The sequence below is a fragment of the Paracoccus sediminis genome (assembly GCF_900188295.1).
Taxonomy (GTDB): domain Bacteria; phylum Pseudomonadota; class Alphaproteobacteria; order Rhodobacterales; family Rhodobacteraceae; genus Paracoccus; species Paracoccus sediminis.
Genome location: NZ_FZNM01000004.1, coordinates 50,833 through 69,576, shown reverse-complemented (window position 1 = coordinate 69,576; position 18,744 = coordinate 50,833). Strand labels below are relative to the sequence as shown.

The window sequence follows — 18,744 nt, the reverse complement described above, 5'->3', positions numbered from 1 at the left end:
CATGTCCCACGCGGTCCCCGTGCCGATCGTCGATAGCCATTGCCATCTGGATTTCCCGGATTTCGAAGGCGAACACGACGCCCTGGTCGCCCGCGCCCGCGCGGCAGGCGTGACGCGGATGGTCACGATCTGCACCCGGTTGCGGCAGGAACCCCAGGTCCGCGCGCTTGCCGAACGCTTTGACGGGGTTTTCTATGCCGCCGGAACCCACCCGATGAGCGCGGCCGAGGAGCCGCTGGCGACAGTCGACCAGCTTGTCGCCCTGTCAGGGCATCCGAAATTCGTGGGCATCGGCGAAACCGGGCTGGACTATCATTACACCGCCGATAGTTCCGCCCGGCAGGCCGAAAGCCTGCGCATCCATATCGAGGCCGCGCGCCGGACCGGATTGCCCCTGATCGTCCATTCCCGCGACGCCGACGCGGACATGGCCCGCATCCTGGCCGAAGAACACCGCGCGGGCGCGTTCACCTGCGTGATGCACTGCTTCACCTCGGGCGCGGCCCTGGCGCGAACGGCGCTTGACCTGGGCTTCTATCTGTCGATGTCGGGCATCGCGGCGTTCCCGCGGTCGGACGATCTGCGCGCGATCTTTGCCGCCGCCCCCGTGGACCGCATTCTGGTCGAGACCGACAGCCCCTATCTTGCCCCGCCCCCACATCGCGGCCGTCGGAACGAGCCGGCCTATGTCGCCAAGACCGCCGCCCTGGTGGCCGGGGTGTTCGGCATGGATTATCCGCAGTTCGCGGCGCAAACCTCGGCCAACTTCGACCGGCTGTTTCCCAAGGCCGCAAAAGAACCTGTCGCATGATCCGCGCGACGATCCTGGGTTGCGGATCGTCGGGCGGCGTGCCGCGCCTGGGGAACCGATGGGGCGATTGCGACCCCGCCAATCCGAAAAACCGCCGCCGCCGCTGTTCCCTGCTGGTGGAACGCCCCGGCGCCGATGGCACGACGCAGGTGCTGGTCGATACCGGTCCCGATCTGGTGCCGCAGCTGCTTGACGCCAATGTCGCCACGCTGGACGCGGTGGTCTATACCCATCCCCATGCCGATCATGTCCACGGCATCGACGACCTGCGGCAGGTGGCCTACAACGCCGGCCGGCGCATCCCCGCCTGGGCCGACATGCCGACCTCGGAAGCGTTGCTGGGCCGCTTCGGCTATATCTTCGAAACGCCGCCCGGCAGCTTCTATCCGCCGATCTGCGACCTGCGCCGCATCGACGGGCCGATCATCGTCACCGGGCCGGGCGGCCCCGTCACGCTGATCCCCTTTCGCGTCCAGCACGGAGAGATCACCGCCCTGGGCCTGCGCATCGGCGGTCTGGTGTATCTGCCCGATGTGTCCGACATCCCCCATCCCGCCTGGCCGCTGATCCACGGGGCCGAGGTCTTTGTCTGCGACGCCCTGCGCCCGGCGCCCCATCCCAGCCATGCCCATCTGGCGCAGGCGCTGGACTGGATCGCCCATGCGGGAACGCCGCGCGCAGTCCTGACGAACATGCACATCGACATGGACCATGCCACGGTCGCGGCGACGACGCCCGATCATGTGCAGCCCGCCTTCGACGGCATGGTGATCGAGACGACCTCGGACACGCCCGACCACCCGGCGGTGCTGTGACCGCGCTGTTCAACATCATCGTTCCGGTCTTCCTGATCGTGGGCTTCGGCTATCTGGTCGCCTGGCGCGGCATTTTCCGCGAAAGCGCGGTGGACGGGCTTATGGTCTTTGCCCAGAACTTCGCCGCGCCGACGCTGCTGTTCGCGTCCATGGCCCGGCTGGATCTGGGGACGGAATTCCGCCTCGGCCTGTTGCTGCCCTTCTATATCGGCGCCTTTTCCAGCTATCTGATCGGCTGGGCCGGGGCGCGCTTCCTGTTCAACCGTCCGCCGATGGATTGCGTGGCGATCGGCTTCACCTGCCTGTTTTCCAACAGCCTGCTGCTGGGCATCCCGATCATGGAACGCGCCTATGGCCCGGATTCGCTGGCGGGCAACTGGGCGATCATCGCGATCCATTCGCCGCTGCTCTATACCTTCGGCATCACGGTGATGGAGTTCACGCGCGCCCGAGGCAGCGGGCTGTCCGTGGGGCGCGTCGCCCTGCGCGCCGTGACGGGGGTGCTGCGAACGCCCCTTGTGATCGGGATCCTGACCGGCGTATCGATGAACGTGCTGATCCAGGCGGGCCTGGTCATGCCCGAAGGCTTCTGGGCCGCCGTGGACATGATCGCCGGTTCCGCCCTGCCCGCCGCGCTGTTCGGCCTGGGCGGCGTTCTTTACCGGTATCGTCCCGAAGGCGATGCGGGCGCCATCGCGCTGTGCTGCGCCTGTTCGCTGCTGGTCCATCCCGGTCTGGCCTATGGGCTTGGCCGCCTGACGGGACTGGACGACGCGGGCCTGCGGTCGGCGGTGATGACGGCGGCGATGGCACCGGGGGTGAACGCCTATCTGTTCGCGAATCTCTATGGCGCCGCCAAACGCGTTGCGGCGACGACGGTGCTGGGCGGCACCGCCGTATCGGTTGTGTCGATCTGGATGTGGCTGGCGATCCTGCCCTGACCTCAGCGCGGCGTCACGCCCCGGATGCGTTCCGACCGGCGGCGCAGCAGTTCCACCGTGGTCAGAAGCCCGATGGAAAAGATCACCAGCAGCGTCGCCACCGCCAGGATGGCCGGGCTGATCTGTTCGCGGATGCCGTTCCACATCTGGCGCGGGATCGTCTGCTGGTCCGGCCCGGCGATGAACAGCACCGCCACCACCTCGTCGAAGCTGGTCACAAAGGCGAACAGCGCGCCCGAAATCACGCCCGGCAGGATCAGCGGCATGGTCACCCGGAAAAAGGTGGTGCGCGGATTGGCCCCCAGCGATGCCGCGGCCCGGTTCAGCGACTGGTCGAACCCCACCAGTGTCGCCGTGACGGTGATGATGACGAACGGTATGCCCAGCGTCGCATGGGCCAGGATCACGCCGGCATAGGTTCCCGCCAGACGCCCGCAATTCGTGGGCAGGCCGAAAAGGCCCAGCAGTTCGCAGGGATTCGAATAGAAGAAGAACATGCCCGTCGCCGTGATGATAAGCGGCACGATCATGGGCGAAATCAGGATCGCCATGATCGCCCGGCGGAACGGCATCTCGGGGCGCGACAGGCCAAGCGCGGCCAAGGTGCCCAGCACGGTGGCCAGCAGGGTCGAACAGACCCCGATGATGATCGAGTTCTTGGCGGCCTTGATCCAGTTGGCGTTGGCCCAGGCATCCGACCAGAAGGCCCAGCCCGTGGTGTCGGGGTTCTGCATTCCGAACGTCAACAGGCTTTCATACCACCGCGTGCTGTATCCTTCGGGGTCGAAGGACAGCATCCGGTCCGTAAAGGTGAAGTAAGGCTCGGCGTTGAAGGACAGCGGGATGATGACGACGATGGGCGCGATCAGGAAAAAGAAGATCAGCCCGCAGATCACCAGATAGGCATAGTGCCAGACACGCTCCAGCGGGGTTGCATAGGTCGGAACAGCCACGGATCACCCCAGCTTCAGGTTGTCGATGCCGACCATCCGGTCATACACCCAATACAGCAGCAGGACCGCGCCCAGCAGCAGCGCGGCCAGTGCCGCCGCCATCGACCAGTTCAGCGTGTCGGTCATGTGCATCGCGATCATGTTGGAAATCAGCTGGCCCGACGATCCGCCGACCAGGGCGGGCGTGATATAGTATCCGACCGCCAGGATGAAGACCAGAAGCGCCCCCGCCCCCAGCCCCGGCAGCGTCTGCGGGAAATACACCCGGCGGAACGCGGTCCAGCTTGTGGCGCCCAGGGACCGCGCGGCGCGGACATAGGACGGGTTGATCGTGCGCATCACCGAATACAGCGGCAGGATCATGAAGGGCAGCAGGATATGGGTCATGGCGATGATCGTGCCCGTCTGGTTATAGATCATCTGCAACCGCTGGCTGCCGCCGATGACGCCCATCCAGACCAGGATGTCGTTGATAACCCCCTGCTGCTGCAACAGCACCATCCAGCTTGTGGTTCGAACCAGCAGCGAGGTCCAGAACGGCAGCAGCACCAGGATCATCAGCATGTTGGATTTCCGCATCGGCAGGGTCGCCAGAAGGTGTGCGATGGGAAAGCCCAAGACGAAGGTGACAAAGGTGATGACCAGCGACAGCCAGAAGGTGCGCATGAACAGCATCACATAGACTTGCTGGCGCTCCTCGACCTGGACGACGCTGCCGTCGTCGGCGCGCGTGCGGTCCACGGCGGCCAGATAGAAGTTGCTTGTCAAGGGCGTCGAGGCATCGCGCATCGCCGACCACAGCCTGGGATCGCCCCATTCCTCGTCGATGTCCAGCAGGGCGGCCTGATAGGGCGGCTCCAGCCCCCGGCGCACCTGCCGGCCGGTCGAGGTGAACAGGGACCGCGTGCCCGGCACGTCATAGTTGATGCGGGTGCCGACGATGCCGATGGTCCGCGCTTCGGCCGACGCCTGGAGGTCGGTGGCAAGGGCCGTCCAGGCGGCGTCGTCGGGTTCGGTTCCGCGCGGGTTGTCGGCGAACCATTGCGACAGCGCGGGCATGTGGGCGGAAAAGCCGTCGTTATAGAATGATCGTTGCAGCATCTGCCCGATCGGCACCACGAAGGTTATCAGAATGAAGGCCAACAGCGGCAGCACCAGCAAAAAGGCGCGGCGGCGGGCCAGCGACTGGGATCGGGCCAGGGCGCGGGCCAGGGGTTTGCCATCGGCGGTCCGCAGCCCCCCATCGGTCAGGCCGGTGGCGGTCGCCACAACGGCGGCGTGCGGATCAAGTGCGTTCGCCATGAAATCCCCAAAGGTTTTCAAGGCCGCCGTCCCGGCAAGGCGGAACGGCGGCGGTCGTCAGGATCAGGAACTGGCCAGCCAGCTGTTGAAACGCTCGGTCATCTCGGCGTCGTGGTCGGCCCAGAATTCCGGGTCGTCCATCACGGCCGTTTCCAGGTATTGCGGATTGGTCGGCATATGCGGCGCCATTTCGGTCTTGCCGTCCTGATACATCCCCACCAATGCGGCCGAGGATTTGCGCGACGGGCCGTAGGCGATGTATTTCGCCTGATCCGCAAGCCGCTGCGTGTCGGTGGCGAATTTCAGGTATTCCATCGCGGCTTCGGGATTCGGCGCGCCCTTCGGGATCACGAACATGTCCATGTCCATGTACTGGCCATCCCAGATGATCTCGAACGGCTTGCCCTCGCCCACCATGGCGTCGAAGAAGCGCCCGTTATAGCCGGTGGCCATCACGACCTCTCCGTCGGCCAGAAGCTGCACCGGCTGGGCGCCCGCTTCCCACCAGATCACGTCGTTCTTGATCGTGTCCAGCTTGGCGAAGGCCCGGTCCACGCCCTCGGGGGTGGCCAGCACGTCATAGACTTCGCCGGCGGGAACGCCGTCGGCGATCAACGCCAGATACATGGTCCGCTTGGGGCTTTTCGGCAGCCCGCGCTTGCCGGGGAACTTCTCGGTATCAAAGAAGTCCGCAGCCGAGGCAGGCTTGTCGCCCGAGAACTTGGTGGTGTCGAAGGCGATGACCGTGCCCCAGAAGATGTTGGCGACCGCGCAATCCTGCAAGGCGCCGTCGATGAAATCCTCGACTGCGGGGGTGCCGTCCGGGGCGGCAGGCAGCATGGCCGGATCGATCTCGACCAGGGCGCCTTCGTCGCACAGGCGGATCGCGTCGCTGACCTCGACGTCGAACACGTCGCCGGTGACGTTGTTCGCCTCGATCTGCGCCTTGAGCGGGGTCGAGGGGTTGTCGGCGGCAATCATGTTTACGGTGATGCCGGTTTCAGCGGTGAAGGGCTTGTTGTAGGCCTCGACCTGGCTGACCTCATAGGCGCCGCCCCAGGACACGACATTGACCTCTTGCGCGGTGGCGGCAAAGGCCATGCCCGCAAGCGCGGTGGATAGGACCAGAGTGGTTTTCACGTTGTAGTACTCCCGTTGGTTTGATGGGCTGCATGGCCCCGTGTTCTTGGCCCTTCTGGGCGAAAGGGCGGTTTTTGGCCCGCCCCGACGGCGTCAGCCGGCAAGCCAGCTGTTGAAACGTTCGTTCAGCTCGGCATCGCGATCCACCCAGAAATCCAGGTCCGATCCCAGCGCGTTGGTCATGTTGGCCTGGGTCGTGGGCAGGTTCGGACCCATCGGCACGTCCGTTCCCTCGACGTTGCCGACAAGGGCGGCGGCGGAACGACGCGGCGGGCCATAGCTGATGAATTCGGCCGCGCGGGCCTGCGGGGCGGGCGAGGTCGTCCAGGCGACGAACTGCTTGGCTTCCTCCAGATTCTCGGCGCCCTTCGGGATGACCCAGCCTTCCATCTCGTAGATCTGTCCGTCCCAAATGATCTTGAAGGGTTTCCCCTCGCCCTGGGCGGCGTTGAAGATGCGGCCGTTGAAGGCATAGGCCATGGTGACTTCCCCATCCGCCAGCAGTTGCGGGGGCTGGGCGCCGGCTTCCCACCAGATCACCTCGTCCTTGATGGTCTCCAGCTTGGCGAAGGCGCGGTCCACGCCCTCCGGGGTGGACAGGATCGCATAGACCTCGGCGGCGGGAACGCCGTCGGCCATCAGCGCCAGTTCCAGATTGAACTTGGCGCCCTTGCGCATGGTGCGCTTGCCGGGAAATTTTTCCAGATCGAAGAAATCGGCGGGGCTGGCGGGCTTGGCGTCGGGGAACTTGCTGTCGTCATAGGCCAGGACCATCGAATACACGTCGGTCGCCACGAAGCATTCCGTGACCGCGCCTTCGATGAAATCGTCCGCCGCGGGCGTGCCATTCTCGGCCGCGACCAGGATCGCCGGGTCGATGGTTTCCAGCAGGCCCTCGTCGCACAGGCGCACCGCGTCGGCATATTCAACGGATGCCACGTCGGTGGTGACGTTTCCGGCCTCGACCATGGCCTTGATGGGCGTGGCCGGGTTGTCGGCGTCGGCCATCGTCACCTTGATGCCCGTCTCGGCCTCGAAGGGCTTGGCATAGGCTTCCAGGTGGCTGTTGCCATAGGCCCCACCCCAGGACAACAGGTTCACGTCGGCCAGCGCGGGAAGGGCGATCAGGCCAAGCGCGGTGGAAAGGGCGAGCGTCTTCTTCATCTATCACTCCAACTGCAAGGATATGCGACATTTGCCGTCATTGGTGGCCCGCAGACGCGGACGCGGCGCGGGTCCGTCAGACCGGGTCCAGCGCGCGGGCATCGGCGGGATGCCAGCCGATCTTGATCTGCTGGCCGGGCGCCAGCCTTGTCTGGCCGATGGTGTTGCGCATCTTCATCACGAAATCGTCGCTGCCCGCCACCTTCAGCCGCGCGCGCAGGATGTCGCCCATGTAGACGACGTCGATGACCGAGGCGTCGATCATGTGCGCGTTCGGCGGCATCATCTCGGGCTTGAACTCGACCCGCTCGGGGCGGATCGACACCAGCGTCTGCTGGCCCTTTTGCGTGACGTTGACAGGGGTCGCATCGATCAGTTCCCCCGTCGCAAGCCGCACAAGCGAATGATCCCCCGACAGTTCCTCGATCGTGCCGGGCAACTTGTTGTTTTCGCCGATGAACTGGGCCACGAAGCTGTTTTCGGGGCGTTCGTACAGATCGGCGGGCGCGGCAAGCTGCTGGATCCGGCCGTCGTTGAAAACGGCCACGCGGTCGGACATCGTCAGGGCCTCGCCCTGGTCATGGGTGACATAAACCACCGTGATTCCAAGGCGTTCATGCAGGTGCTTGATCTCGAACTGCATGTGTTCGCGCAGTTGTTTGTCCAACGCGCCCAGGGGTTCGTCCATCAGCACCAGTTCGGGGTCGAAGACAAGGGCGCGCGACAGGGCGATGCGCTGCTGCTGGCCGCCCGACAGTTGGGCAGGACGGCGGTTGATGAACTTGCCCATCTGCACCATGTCCAGCGCGCGGGCCACACGGCTTTCACGCTCGGACTTGGCCATGCCCCGGACTTCCAGCGGAAAGGACAGGTTTTCGCCCACGGTCATGTGGGGAAACAGCGCATAGTTCTGAAACACCATCCCGATGCCGCGCTTGTGGGGCGGAACCTGGTTGATGGGCCGTCCGCCCAGCCGGATTTCGCCATGAGTCGCGGTCTCGAACCCGGCCAGCATCATCAGGCAGGTGGTCTTGCCCGAACCGGACGGTCCAAGCATCGTCAGGAATTCGCCCTTGCCGATGGACAGGTTCAAATCCTTGACGACAAGAGTCTGACCGTCATAGCTTTTTTGAACATGTTCGAATGAGACGAAAGCATCGCCCGGGTGGTTGTCCAGCAAAAGGCGCTCTCCCTGTTCTGGTTCTGGTTGTTCAGCGCATTCGCACGTTAAGCGCCGCGTCGGCACAAGCGCAACACCGTTTGCGACATTTCTTCGCCCCCAAAGGTCGCTTCCATGCGCCGGATGCCACCGCCCGTAAAATCGGCAGTCGTGATGCAACCGCAGGCATGCGGCGCCATGGGGTCCGGCCTTGAATGCCCCTTGCGCGGCGGCTAGCGTCGCGACCGACCCGATTCCCGCGGCCGTTCACGCCGCCCCACCGTCAGGCCCCCTGACCCGTTCAAAGGCTGCCGATGCTGGATATTGCCCTGCTGTTCATCGCCGGGCTGCTGGGGGGGATGCTGAACGCGGTCGCCGGCGGCGGCACCTTCATCACCTTTCCGGCGCTTGTCTTCATCGGCATTCCCCCGGTCGCGGCCAACGCGACCAGCACGGTTGCCGCGTTGCCGGGTTACCTGTCGTCGGCCATCGGGTTTCGCGACGACATCCGCCGCATCCACGACGCGCCCCTGGCCCGTCTGACGGTCTGGACGATGATCGGCGGGGCGGTGGGCAGCGGCCTTTTGCTGGTCAGTTCGAACAAGGCGTTTTCCGCGCTTGTGCCGTTCCTGCTGCTGGTCGCTACCCTGGTGTTCTATCGTGCCGACGACGTACGGCGCGTGGCGTCGCGCTGGCGATCGGTGGTCATGCCCTTTGGCCTGGGCATCCTGCTGCCGGTGGCGGTCTACGGCGGCTATTTCAACGGCGGGTTGGGCATCGTGCTGCTGGCGGTCTTTGCGATGTGGGGCATGACCGACCTGCACGAGATGAACGGCCTGAAATGCTGGCTGAGCTTTGCGCTGTCGGTCATCGCCTTCGCCGTCTTCGCCGCGGGGGGCACCGTGGCCTGGGGACCGGCGGCGATCATGGCCCTGGGTACGATCGCGGGGGGCTATGCCGGACCGCCCGTCGCGCGGCGGATCCCACGCCATGTCCTGCGGCTGCTGATCGCCGTGATCGGCTTCGGCATGACCGCGATCTTTTTCTGGCGTCTCATTCAAGGAGCATGAACATGAGCGATATCAAGCGGATCGAAACCGGCCCGCGCATGAGCCAGGCGGTCGTCGCCAACGGAATCGTGTGGCTGGCGGGACAGGTGGGTGAACCCGGCGCGTCCGTAGCCGACCAGACCCGCGTGGTGCTGGAACAGGTGGACCGCCTGCTGGCCGCCGCGGGCACCGACAAGACCCGAATCGTGTCGGCCCAGATCTGGCTGGCCGACATGGCCGATTTCGCCGAAATGAACGCCGTCTGGGATCAGTGGGCGCCCCAGGGCCACACCCCGGCGCGCGCCACGGGCGAGGCGAAGCTGGCCACCCCGGATTACAAGGTCGAGGTGATCGTCACCGCGGTCCTGTAACGGCCCGCAAAACGGACCGGGCCGCGCGCAGGCCCGGCGCCTCGCCCCCCTTGCCCAGCCGGTCCATGGTCAGGTCCATCGCGTCCAACTGGGCGGCCCGCGCGGCGGGATCGTCCAGCAATCGCAACAAGGCCTGCGCCATCGGCGCGGGCCGGCAGTCGCGGCCCAGGAATTCGGGGACAGTGCGGGTGTCGCTGACCAAATTGACCAGCGTCACGGTGTCGGTCTTCAGCAGCATTCCGATCAGCATCCGGCTGATCGGCGCCATGTCATAGCCGATCACCATCGGCACCCGGTTCGCCGCCAGATCCAGGCTGACCGTTCCCGAAGCCGCCAAGGCCAGATCGGCCGCCGCAAAGGCCGCGCATTTCTGTGCCGGATCCTCGATCACCAGGGGGCGCGACGACCACTCGGCCGTCAGGTGCCGGGCCAGGTCGGCCACCCCCTGCACGGTCGGCAAGACAACCTGAACTTCGGGAACGTGGCGGCGAAGATCCCTCAGCGTCTCGCCGAAACGGGGCAGCAGGCGATCGACCTCGCCCCGGCGCGAGCCGGGCAGGCACAGGACCAGCGGCGCTTCGGGCGCAATTCCGTGACCGGCCCGGAACAGCGCGGCGTCGTCGGGACCGGCCACGGCGGCGGCGGCGGCGGGATGGCCCACGAAATCGCAGGTCATTCCCGCCGTTCGCATCAGGGGCGGTTCGAACGGCAGGATCGCCAGCACGTGATCGATGACCTGCGCCATCTTCAGCGCCCGCCCCGCCCGCCATGCCCAGACGGACGGCGCGACATAGTGGACCGTGCGCAGGTCGGGCCGCCTGTCCCGTGCCGCGCGGGCCACGCGCAGGCAGAAATCCGGGCTGTCGATGGTGATAAGGGCATCGGGGCGTTCGGCGGCGATCCTGTCTGCCGTCTGGGCAATGCGGCGTTGCAGGTGGCGGTATTTGGGCAGAACCTCCCAAATGCCCATCAGGCTCAGTTCCCCCATGGGAAACAGGCTGTCCAGACCTTGCGCGGCCATCGCATCCCCGCCAATGCCCACAAGTTCGGCGTCGGGCGCAAGCCTGCGCAGGCCCGCCATCAGCGCGGCCCCCAACTGGTCGCCCGAAGGTTCGCCCGCGATCAGGAAGAACTTCATGTGTTTCACCCGGCTGGGAAGGTCACGTCACGATGGCGGCATGGCCCACAGGAACAGCCCCGCCGATTCCGCGCTGCGGATCGCATGGTCCCGATCCAGCAGGATCACCCCGCCCGCCTGCCAGGCGATGCCCGCCAGCCCGGCAGCGGCGGCCTGGGTCACGGTGTCGGGGCCAAGCGTCGGAAGATCGATGCGCATGTCCTGGCCGGGCTTGGGCGCCTTGACGAAAACCCCCTTGGCGCCGTTCGGGTTGGGCCGAAGCGCGGCATGACAGGCCGCGAAATCCAGCATTGCCGCCGTACCGGGCAGGGTTTCGATGGCAAGGCATTGCCCTTGGGCGACGACGGCCCCCTGCCCGATATCCAGCGGACCCATGGCGGCCAGGATCAGCGCCGCGCGCTCTGCGTCGCGCCGGTCGGCGGCCGAGGGTTCGCCTGCCAGCACGCCTTCGCCGGGGATCAGGTCGGATGCCACCTCGGCGACCGAGGCGATGGCCAGCCCGTGTTCCTGAAACACGTCCAGCACCGCGCGCAGCGCACCGTCGTCGCCCGACTGCATCGCCATCATGATGCGCGGCACCAGTTGCGCCGTGCGGGCGTCGAACAGGTCCGGGTCCAGGCGCGGGCGGCGGATTGCGCCTGCAAAGACCACGCGCGACACGTCCTGATCCAGCAGGCTGTCCAGAAAGGGCACCAGCCGTTCCAGCCGGAAAGGCTGCGCATCCACCCCCTCGGGCGCGAAGCCGTCAAGGGAATAGACCAGCGGCGCATCCAAGGCGGCGATGACGGCGGGGGCCAGGGCACCTTGCCCTGCGATGACGGCGGTTCGGCTCATGCGGGTTTCGGGGTCAGGAAGCTGCGGTCGGACGGCCCCAGGATGAAGCTCAGCACGTCGCGGGCCATCGGCCCCGCCTCGCCTTCGGCCAGATGGCGGGCGGTGTCGCGGAAACTGCCCGCGCCCAGGCTGTCCAGCATGGCGCGCAATTCGTGGATATCGGCGCGGCTGGCGCCCCGGCGCTTCAGCCCGACCAGGTTCAACCCGTCCAGATGTCCGCGCGGCCCCTGGACCAGCCCATAGGGAATCACGTCGGCCGTCACCATCGTCACCGCGCCGATCATCGCGCCGCGCCCGATGCGCACCCACTGATGCACGCCGGACAGGCCCCCGACGATCACGTCGTCGTCCAGATGGCAATGCCCGGCCAGCGAGGCATTGTTGACCAGGATCACCCGGTCGCCAAGCTGGCAGTCGTGGCCCACATGGCAGCCCGCCATGAACAGCCCGTCATCGCCCACGCGGGTCACACCACCGCCCCCCTGCGTGCCGGGGTTCATAGTGACGTATTCCCGGATGCGGTTGCGCGCGCCGATATCCAGCCTCACATCCTCGCCCCGGAACTTCAGATCCTGCGGCACCTCTCCGATCGAGGCAAAGGGAAAGACGACCGTGCCGGCGCCGATGCTGGTATCCCCGGCAACGGCGACGTGGGATTTCAACTCCACCCCGTCGGCCAGCCGGACCCTGGGGCCGACCACGCAGAACGGTCCGATGCGGACGTCCGCGCCGATTTGGGCGCCGTCCTCGATCACCGCGCTGGGGTGTATGCGGGCGTCAGCCATCGGCCTTGAGCGCCATCATTGCCGTGAATTCGGCCGAGGCGCAAAGCTGTCCGTCGACCAGGGCACGGCCCTCGAACTTCCAGATCCTGCCGCCGCCGCGCAAGGCTTTGCAATGCAGTTCCAGCACGTCGCCGGGCACGACCATGCGGCGGAACTTGCACTTGTCGATGCCCATGAAATAGGTCGCCAGCGGTTTGTCGATGATGTTCATGCTGATCCCGACGATCACGGCAGCGGTCTGGGCCATCGCCTCGACGATGGTGACGCCGGGCATCACGGGCTCGTCGGGGAAATGGCCCTGGAAATGCGGTTCGTTGCAGGTGACCATCTTGACGCCGACCCCGCCTTCGTGGGGGACGATGTCGCGCACCCTGTCGATGAACAGAAAGGGATAGCGGTGCGGGATGATGCGCTTTATCAGCGACAGGTCAGCCACGGCATATGGGGCGGGGGCGCGCGTTTCATCAGCCATAAGCGTTCCTTCGGGACGTTTTTTCCGGGTTAGCAACGTGCATGACGGTTGGCAAGCGGTCAGCCAGCGACACCGGGCGCCATGGGCGCGGCCTTGCCGGGGCGGCCTTCGCGCAGCCAGCCCGTCAGGATCAGGCCCGCGACCAAGGCCAGCCAGGCCCAGCCCGGCAGCAAAGGCCTGCGTTCCAGCCCGGTAACGGACGCCGCATCGCGGGGCATCACCGCGATCCAGTCGCCCAGGGCGGCGCTGCCATGCGCCGAGCGGCCCGGCGCCACGGTGCGCAGGTCGGGCACCCCGTCCGACAGGTTGACGATCCCGCCGCCCGTCGCGTCCGCCAGCGGCACCAGGGCGGCAGGGCTGGCGACGGTCTGTTCGAATTCGCGCGGCGCGGCGGGGCCAAGCGCCAGAACCCGGCGCAGGTCGCCGTCTTGCAGCCGATAGAGACCCGGCTCCGGCGCCGTCCAGTCGGCGACGAACCGGCCCGGCCCGGCAGGGGTCAGGGCAACCTCCTCGGTCCCGCCGTCAGGGCGCATCACCACCAGCGGCCCGGCGCCGTCGGCCATGGTGCGGCGGGTGAACCGGACGGCCAGATCGCCCGAGACGTCGGCCAGCAGCGCCTCCTCCTCCAGTTCGGGTTCCTTCATGGACCAATGGGCGATGCGGCGCAGCAACTCCAGTTGCGGACCGCCGCCCTCGAAGCCGCGCCCCCACAGCCACACCTGGTCCGAGGTGAGCAGCGCGACCCGTCCCTGGCCCACCCGGTCCAGGATCAGCAGGGGCTGGTCCTCGATGCCGGTCATCGCCACCTGGGCATCCGCATCCGGCGTCACCGTCGCCATGCGCAGCCAGCGGCCCCAGGCCGGATTTCCGTCCCGACCCTCGGCCCCCGGCAAGCCGGCGGTGACAGGATGGCGGCGCCCGTCCTCCGTCAGGCGCGGACGGAAAGGTGCTTCGAGCACCTGTCCGGTCGGGCGGGCGGGCAGGATCTGTCCCAGCGGCGACAGATACAGGCTTTCCACTCCGGCCATCTCCGGCCCTGCGGAAACCAGGACCGCCCCGCCGTTTTCGACGTAGCGGGCGATGTTGGCGTAATAATCGGGCGGCAGGATCCCCCGCACGCTATAGCGGTCGAAGATGATAAGGTCGAAATCCTCGATCCGCTCCATGAACAGTTCCTGGGTCGGAAAGGCGATCAGCGACAGTTCGTTGACCGGCACGCCGTCGGATTTGTCGGGCGGGCGCAGAATGGTGAAATGGATCAGGTCGACCGCCGCGTCCGATTTCAGCAGATTGCGCCAGGTCCGTTCGCCCGCATGGGGTTCGCCCGACACCAGCAGGACGCGCAGCCGGTCGCGCACGCCGTTGATGCTGATCGCGGCGCTGTTGTTGCGGTCGGTCAACTCGCCGCCTTCGGGCGCGTCGAAGCTGATCTGCACGACATTCTGGCCTGCGTGATCCAGCGTCAGCGGCAGGGTGATCGTCTGGTCCACGGGCACGGCCATCACCTGCTCGTTCTCTCCGTCGATGGACAGGCGCAGGTTGACCGGCCCGGCCTGCGCGGCAGGCGGCACGGCGCCCTGATCCTCGATGCGCAGGCGGATCATCACCTGTTGGTCGATCAGGCCGAAGGCCGGGGCTTCCTCGATCACCAGGCGGCGGTCCCAATCCTGGGGCCGGCCCGTCAAGAGAACATGGACAGGCGCGGGCACGTCCGCGGGCAGCATGGCCGGATCGTGCAGGCGCCCGTCGGTGACGGCAATGACGCCTGCCAGCCGGGTGTCGGGTTCGGCGGCGATGGCGCGGGCCAGTTCGGTCGCCAAAAGCGTGCCGTCATCGTTATCGCCTACCGTCACGCGGCGCAGTTCCGTATTCGGCAACGCGGCGATCCGGCGGGACATGGCATCGACGGCGGCATCCGCCTGGGCGGTGCGTTCCGGCAGGTCTTGGCTGGCGGAACGGTCGTCGATCAGGATCACGATGTCCGACAGGCCCGTGCGGCTGCCGATCTCCAACGCGGGACCGGCCAGGGCCAGGGCGGTGGCCAGACCGGCAAGGCCGCGCCATGCCCAGCCCCGCAGCCCGCGCCACAGCGCGAACCCCGCCACCAGCAGCGCCAGCACGGCCAACCCGGCGATGACCCACCAGGGCAGCAGGGGATCGAAGCGAAGCTGGGTCGCGGTCGAGATCATGGGCCAAGCGTCTCCTCGGTCCGCATCCGGTCCAGCAGGGCGGGGACATGCACCTGATCGGATTTATAGTTGCCCGTCAGGACATACATGACCAGGTTCACGCCAAATCGAAAGGCCATCTCGCGCTGCTGCTCACCTTCCCATCCCCGGCCGATGGGATAGGCGGCATAGCCGTTGTCGTCCACGGCCCAGGCCTCGGCCCAGGAATTGCCGCCGATCACTACCGGGCTGACGCCGTCGTTCAGCTGGCGAAAGGGCATCCCCTCGGCCGTTTCGGCGCCTGCGGGCGGGGCCTCCAGCCAGACGGGGTTGCCCTGCCAGCGGCCCGGAAAGTCGGACAGCAGATAAAAGCTGCGAGTCAGGACATGATCGGCGGGAATAGGCGACAGGGGCGGGATCTCCAGCGGCGCGGCCAGGGCTTGCAAGGCCTGCGACATGTCCGGCCCGCCGACGCCCGCCACATCGCCGTCGCGCGTGTCGAACAGGATCATGCCCCCCGACCGCATGAAATGGTTCAGCCGCACATAAGCCTGGGGTGACGGGGCCGCCTGGGTGTCGGTGATGGGCCAGTACAGAAAGGTCAGCACCGACAGGTCGTCACGGTCCAGGTCGATGGCGACGGGTTCCCCCGGCTCGACCGAGGTGCGCTGCCGCAGCACGACGGACAGGCCTCGCAGACCTTCGCGCGACGCGTCGTCCACCCGTTCGTCGCCGGTCACGACATAGGCCAGGGCGACCTCGTTCGCGGCGCGGGCCAGTTCGGGATTCGGATCCTGGGCCATCAAGGGCGGCGCGGGCTGGATCAGCAGGGCCAGCAGAACCGCCGCCGCGACCCGCCCTCCCCGCGCCAGCAGCGCGGATCCCAGCGCATCCGCCGCCAGGATCAGCGCGGCAAGCGCCAGCAGGATGCCCGTCAGGTCGCGGCCCCCGGTGGTGCCCACCGCCTCGACGGTCGCGCCGGGCCAATCGGCCCGGACCATCGGGCCGCCGGCGTTCAATGCCGTCCGCCGCTCGCCCGCGGCATAGATGCCCGCCGGACGGTTCGGCCCGGTGCCGCGCGCAAGATCGGCGGCGGGAACGGGCGCCATCCCTTCGGCGGGCTGTGCGCGGCCGAAACCGTCCAATACGGTTTCCGGGGTCCAGAAGGGCTGATCCCGGTCCTCGGACACCTCGTCGGCAGGCGCGACGCGGGCGGTCTGGACCAGCCGGTTCAGCATGTCCACGAACAGCCCCGAAATCGGCAGGTTCGACCATTCGGCATTGGCAGTGACGTGGAACAGGACGATCTGTCCCTGGCCTTGCCGCGAACGCGTGACCAGCGGCGTGTTGTCCGACAGCGCGGCCAGCGTCCTGTCGGCCAGATCGGGCGCAGGCTGGGCCATCAGTTGCGCGCGGATCGTCACGTCCTCGGGCGGGATCAGACCGGCAAAGACACCCTCTGCCGCAAAGGGCAGAATGGTGCGGGGATCGCCCCAGGACAGCGCGCCGCCGATGTCGCGGCCCCCCTGCCGCAGCGGCACGGGGATCAGCGGTTCGTTCTGCAAATCCTCGAACGCGGCCATGCGCGGCCCGGCAAAGCGGATCAGCAGCCCGCCTTCCTCCACCCATCCGGCCAGTTCCGCCGATTCCGCCAGATCGACCTGATCGGCCAGCACGATCACGTCCGGCGCGGTGTCCAGCACGTCGCCAAGCCCGCCTTCGACCACGTCGGCGGTCGGGTTCAGCGCGCGGCGCAGGTAATGCAGCTGGGACAAAAGCTCCTGCCCCTCGGCCTGGCGGTCGGCGTCTCCGACAAGTCCGACCTTGCGGCGCTTCACCCGGTCATCGGTCAGAACGACAGCCCCGGCGTGGGCCTCGCCCTCGACCTGGAAGCGGGTGATGCGGTTGCGCAGTTCGGGCGGCAGGTCGATGGCGGCGGGGCGCGTCCAGGTGCCGTCGGCGACGGCGGCATCGCCAGCGGTCAGGCGGGCCAGTTCGCGTTCCACGCCCTGGGGATCGGGACCGATGGCCAGGATGGCGGGCGCGGTCTCGTCGGTCGCCGCCAGCGTCAGGGAAGGCGTGTCGCCCGCGTGCAGCGACAGCGACCGGACGGCGCGCGCGGGGGGCACCACCGTAACCGCGCCGCGCCGCGTCAGCGCCTCCAGCCAGGCGCCGCGGTTGGGATGGTCCAGCCCGTCGCTGATCCACAGGGTTTCCAGCGCCCCTTCCGGGACATTCGCCAGCGCGGCCTGGGGATTGGCGGGCAGGCCCGTGGCCCAGGGCATCGGCTGCGCGGCCCGCAACCCCGCCAGCAGCGTATCGGCGGGGGCAAAGGGCAGCGCGCCCGGCGCAGCGCGACCGTCAGCCAGCAGCAGCGCGGCGGGGCGCCCCTGGGCGGCGGCGTTGCCCAGCGCGGCTTCCGCCCGCGTCAGGCGGGCGGGCCAGTCCGGGGCGGCGGCCCAGCCCGCGTCCAGCACCACCAGCAGCGGACCACCTTGTCCGACAGGCACGACGGGTTTCCAGCTCGGACCGGCAAAAGCCAGGATCAGCGCGGCGACAGCGGCCAGCCGCAGCAGCAGCAGCCACCAGGGCGTGCGCCGGGCGACCGGAACCTTGTCCAGCAAGCCCCGCAACAGCGCAACGCCTGGAAAGGCCACCTGGCGTGGCGCGGGCGGCAGGGCGCGCAGCAGAATCCACAGGACAGGCAGCGCGATCAGCGCCGTCAGCACCCAGGGCGCCGCGAAGCCTATGGGACCAAGCATCAGCATCAGCCGGCAAGCACCTGATAAAGCCAGCTTAACGCGACAGCGGGCGGATGATCGGTGGTGTGATGCCCGAAATGCCAGCCCGCCCCCGTCGCCCGGCGGCGCAGCCAGTCGCGCCGGTCGGCCAGCCGCGCCAGATAGGCGTCGCGCAGGCCCCCCGCGTCGCGGCTGTCATGGCGGATGACACCCGACAGGGACCGGAACAGCACGGCACCGGCATAGGGAAAGGTTTCCTCGTCGGGGTCCAGCACCTGCATCAGCACGCCGGTCACGCCCATGCCCGCCGCCCGCGCCAGCAGCGCATCGACCCAGGCCGGATCGTCCAGGAAATCCGACAGGATCACCAGCCGCTGGTTGGGACGCAGCTGATCGGGCGCGGGGGCGTCGCCATCGCCGTCGCGGGCCGTGATCGCCGCGATCCGTTCGGCCAGCCGGTCGGCCTGCACCCGGCCCGCCCGCGCGGGCTGGCCCAGCAGGCCCACTTTTTCGCCCCCCCGCAGCAGCACCATCGCCAACGCCAGGGCCAGCAGATGCGCCCGGTCGCGCTTGCTGGGGCGGTCCGATGCGCCCGCATAGCCCATCCCCTGCCCGGCCGAGATCCACAGGCCCACCGCTTGCGCCGTCTGCGATTCGCGATCGCGCACGAATTCGGCGTCCGACCGGGCCGACCGGCGCCAGTCTATCAACCGCGCGCTGTCACCCTGGCTGGCGGGACGGTATTGCCAGAAATCCTCTCCCGGACCGGCGCGGCGCAGGCCATGGGCGCCCGGCGCCACCATCGCCGCCAGCCGTTCGGCCGACAGGATCAGCGCGGGCAGATGCGCGCTGGCCGATTGCGCCTGTGCACGAAGATCGGCGGGGCTTTGGGTCAAGACAA

The 18,744-nt window shown here is 67.6% G+C and carries 17 protein-coding genes; 5 read left to right on the top strand and 12 right to left on the bottom strand.

All coding sequences use genetic code 11. The features are described from left to right. Position 1 precedes the first annotated feature (1 nt). Genes CHB77_RS08015 through CHB77_RS08005 form a run of 3 tightly spaced genes read left to right on the top strand, consistent with a single transcriptional unit; the run spans position 2 to position 2,567 of the window. Positions 2-811, top strand: a complete 810-nt coding sequence (locus tag CHB77_RS08015) for a TatD family hydrolase (protein WP_089387683.1) — start codon at positions 2-4, stop codon at positions 809-811. Then, entirely contained in the window at positions 808-1,626 is an 819-nt protein-coding gene (locus CHB77_RS08010) for an MBL fold metallo-hydrolase (protein WP_089387682.1), read from the top strand. The genes CHB77_RS08015 and CHB77_RS08010 overlap by 4 nt, the downstream gene beginning before the upstream one ends. Continuing rightward, entirely contained in the window at positions 1,623-2,567 is a 945-nt protein-coding gene (locus CHB77_RS08005; RefSeq protein WP_089387681.1) for an AEC family transporter, read from the top strand. Before CHB77_RS08010 ends, CHB77_RS08005 begins: the two co-directional genes overlap by 4 nt. 2 nt (positions 2,568-2,569) lie before the next feature. On the opposite strand, the gene CHB77_RS08000 is transcribed toward CHB77_RS08005, so the two are convergent. From CHB77_RS08000 to CHB77_RS07980, 5 genes are all read right to left on the bottom strand, one after another. After that, on the bottom strand, positions 2,570-3,520 hold the full coding sequence (locus CHB77_RS08000; protein ID WP_089387680.1) for an ABC transporter permease: 951 nt from the start codon (positions 3,518-3,520) through the stop codon (positions 2,570-2,572). A 3-nt stretch (positions 3,521-3,523) separates the two neighbouring features. Then, on the bottom strand, positions 3,524-4,822 hold the full coding sequence (locus CHB77_RS07995) for an ABC transporter permease (protein ID WP_089387840.1): 1,299 nt from the start codon (positions 4,820-4,822) through the stop codon (positions 3,524-3,526). A gap of 63 nt (positions 4,823-4,885) precedes the next feature. Continuing rightward, positions 4,886-5,962 carry an ABC transporter substrate-binding protein gene (locus CHB77_RS07990; protein ID WP_089387679.1) on the bottom strand — a complete coding sequence of 359 codons (1,077 nt, stop codon included), beginning with the start codon at positions 5,960-5,962 and terminating at the stop codon, positions 4,886-4,888. Between the two features lie 93 nt (positions 5,963-6,055). Further along, positions 6,056-7,126, bottom strand: a complete 1,071-nt coding sequence (locus tag CHB77_RS07985) for an ABC transporter substrate-binding protein (protein ID WP_089387678.1) — start codon at positions 7,124-7,126, stop codon at positions 6,056-6,058. 76 nt (positions 7,127-7,202) lie between these two features. Continuing rightward, positions 7,203-8,306, bottom strand: a complete 1,104-nt coding sequence (locus CHB77_RS07980) for an ABC transporter ATP-binding protein (protein WP_423212887.1) — start codon at positions 8,304-8,306, stop codon at positions 7,203-7,205. Between the two features lie 293 nt (positions 8,307-8,599). Here CHB77_RS07980 and CHB77_RS07975 point away from each other — a divergent pair, with 293 nt between their 5' ends. After that, the gene (locus CHB77_RS07975) at positions 8,600-9,355 is read left to right on the top strand and encodes a sulfite exporter TauE/SafE family protein (RefSeq protein ID WP_089387677.1); all 756 of its coding nucleotides are present in this window, start codon (positions 8,600-8,602) and stop codon (positions 9,353-9,355) included. Between the two features lie 2 nt (positions 9,356-9,357). After that, complete coding sequence (locus CHB77_RS07970) at positions 9,358-9,705, top strand: RidA family protein (RefSeq protein ID WP_089387676.1); 348 nt, start codon at positions 9,358-9,360, stop codon at positions 9,703-9,705. Here the strand turns inward: CHB77_RS07970 and lpxB are convergent. From lpxB to CHB77_RS07935, 7 genes are read right to left on the bottom strand one after another with little or no spacing between them, the layout of a single operon-like run. Continuing rightward, entirely contained in the window at positions 9,689-10,843 is a 1,155-nt protein-coding gene (gene lpxB / locus CHB77_RS07965; RefSeq protein WP_089387675.1) for a lipid-A-disaccharide synthase, read from the bottom strand. The genes CHB77_RS07970 and lpxB overlap by 17 nt on opposite strands. A 27-nt stretch (positions 10,844-10,870) precedes the next feature. Then, positions 10,871-11,677, bottom strand: a complete 807-nt coding sequence (locus CHB77_RS07960) for an LpxI family protein (RefSeq protein ID WP_089387674.1) — start codon at positions 11,675-11,677, stop codon at positions 10,871-10,873. Beyond that, positions 11,674-12,462 carry an acyl-ACP--UDP-N-acetylglucosamine O-acyltransferase gene (lpxA, locus tag CHB77_RS07955; protein ID WP_089387673.1) on the bottom strand — a complete coding sequence of 263 codons (789 nt, stop codon included), beginning with the start codon at positions 12,460-12,462 and terminating at the stop codon, positions 11,674-11,676. The genes CHB77_RS07960 and lpxA overlap by 4 nt, the downstream gene beginning before the upstream one ends. Then, positions 12,455-12,934 carry a 3-hydroxyacyl-ACP dehydratase FabZ gene (fabZ, locus tag CHB77_RS07950; protein ID WP_089387672.1) on the bottom strand — a complete coding sequence of 160 codons (480 nt, stop codon included), beginning with the start codon at positions 12,932-12,934 and terminating at the stop codon, positions 12,455-12,457. The genes lpxA and fabZ overlap by 8 nt, the downstream gene beginning before the upstream one ends. A 59-nt stretch (positions 12,935-12,993) precedes the next feature. After that, positions 12,994-15,123: a hypothetical protein gene (locus tag CHB77_RS07945; RefSeq protein WP_089387671.1), complete on the bottom strand. Its 2,130-nt coding sequence runs from the start codon at positions 15,121-15,123 to the stop codon at positions 12,994-12,996. Further along, complete coding sequence (locus tag CHB77_RS07940) at positions 15,120-17,870, bottom strand: DUF4159 domain-containing protein (RefSeq protein WP_089387670.1); 2,751 nt, start codon at positions 17,868-17,870, stop codon at positions 15,120-15,122. Before CHB77_RS07940 ends, CHB77_RS07945 begins: the two co-directional genes overlap by 4 nt. Continuing rightward, positions 17,870-18,739 carry a DUF58 domain-containing protein gene (locus CHB77_RS07935; protein WP_242626585.1) on the bottom strand — a complete coding sequence of 290 codons (870 nt, stop codon included), beginning with the start codon at positions 18,737-18,739 and terminating at the stop codon, positions 17,870-17,872. The genes CHB77_RS07940 and CHB77_RS07935 overlap by 1 nt, the downstream gene beginning before the upstream one ends. Positions 18,740-18,744 lie beyond the last annotated feature (5 nt).